General features: G+C 69.3%; 1 protein-coding gene. It reads left to right on the forward strand.

From position 1 onward, the window contains the following. Nucleotides 1–40: 40 nt before the first annotated feature. Nucleotides 41–1438, forward strand: coding sequence for an IS1380 family transposase (locus V6U90_RS33305; protein ID WP_334445137.1), 1398 nt, complete (start codon nt 41–43; stop codon nt 1436–1438). Nucleotides 1439–1583: the final 145 nt, after the last annotated feature.

The raw sequence follows: 1583 nt of genomic DNA on the forward strand, positions 1-1583 counted from the left end.
CTGAGGGTCCGATGTTCCTGTCACGGAAGGCACTTGCTGGGTGAAGGCTACCGCAACACGTCCGAAGATCATGGTGACCGGCGGCGGGCGAGGTGTCGTCGGGCACGTCGGCGCTCGCCTGCTCGCCGATCTGGCCGACGTCACAGGGTTGACCAGCGCGTTCAGCCTCGTGTTGGCGAGGTTGCGGCAGCGGCGGGGCGGCCACGACCCGGGCCGCATCGCCGTGGATCTGGCGGTGATGCTCGCCGACGGTGGTGAGACGATCGCCGATCTGGCGGTGTTGCGTGACCAGTCTGCCCTGTTCGGGCTGGTCGCCTCCGACCCGACCGCGTGGCGGCTGTTGTCCCGCCTGGACGAGCCGATGCAGGCCGAACTGCGTGCCGCGCGGGCCCGCGCCCGCGAGGTCGCCTGGGCCCAACACGCCGACACCCGCGGCGACCTGCCACAACCGATGGCGGCCGGCCGGCAGGTCGACGGCCTGGTCCTGGACATCGACGCGACGATCGTGATCTGCCATTCCGAGAAGGAGTCGGCGACCCGTACCTGGAAGAAGACCTTCGGCTATCACCCGTTGCTCTGCTTCCTGGACAACACCGGCGAAGCCCTCGCCGGCATGTTGCGTGAGGGCCGGGCCGGATCGAACACCACCGCCGACCACATCAACGTCCTGGACCAGGCCCTGGCCCAGATCCCCGACGCGCACCGGCACGGCACCCCGATCCTGCTCCGTGCCGATTCGGCCGGCAGTAGTCACGGCTTCCTCGCCCACATCCGCGCACTACGAGAACACCATCTGGACATCCGCTTCTCCGTCGGCGCCGCGATCACCGAACCGGTCCGGGCCGCGATCCAGGCTACGACCGGCTGGATCCCCGCCGTAGACACCGACGGTGACCTGCGAGAACACGCCGAGGTCTGCGAGATCACCGGCCTGTTCGAGGCCGCCGGCTGGCCGCCCGGTACCCGGTTCATCGTCCGCCGCGAACGCCCGCATCCCGGCGCTCAGCTATCCCTGTTCGACACCATCGAAGGCTGGCGGCACCAGGTCGTCGCCACCGACACCCCACCTGGCAACGGCGGCATCCAGTTCCTGGAGGCCCGGCACCGCGCCCACGCCCGCGTCGAGGACCGCATCCGCACCGGCAAGGACACCGGCTTCGGCCGGTTCCCGTCCCGGATCTTCGCGATCAACCAGGCATGGCTCCAACTCGCGCTGACCGGCATCGACCTACTTGCCTGGACCCAAACCCTGCTCCTCGACGGTGACCTTGCCCGCGCGGAACCCAAGAAACTGCGTTACCGGCTGCTGCACGTCGCCGCCCGCCTCACCCGCACCGCCCGCCGGACCCGACTCGCCATCGCCGCCGACTGGCCCTGGACCGACGCGCTGACCAGCGCATTCAACCGCCTCGCCGCACTACCACGACCAGCCGGCTGAACCGGCAACCCCACGCCCCGACCAGCAGCACGGAGGAACCCGGCCCCCCGCCGGGCCGTCAGCATGCCAACGAACTGGTACGCGAATCCCGAACCGTCTTCATCGAACAGCAACTATGAACAGCCGCCCAAATGAAAGACCGAGG

Source organism: Micromonospora sp. CPCC 206060, from assembly GCF_036906895.1.
In the GTDB taxonomy this organism is placed as follows: domain Bacteria; phylum Actinomycetota; class Actinomycetes; order Mycobacteriales; family Micromonosporaceae; genus Micromonospora.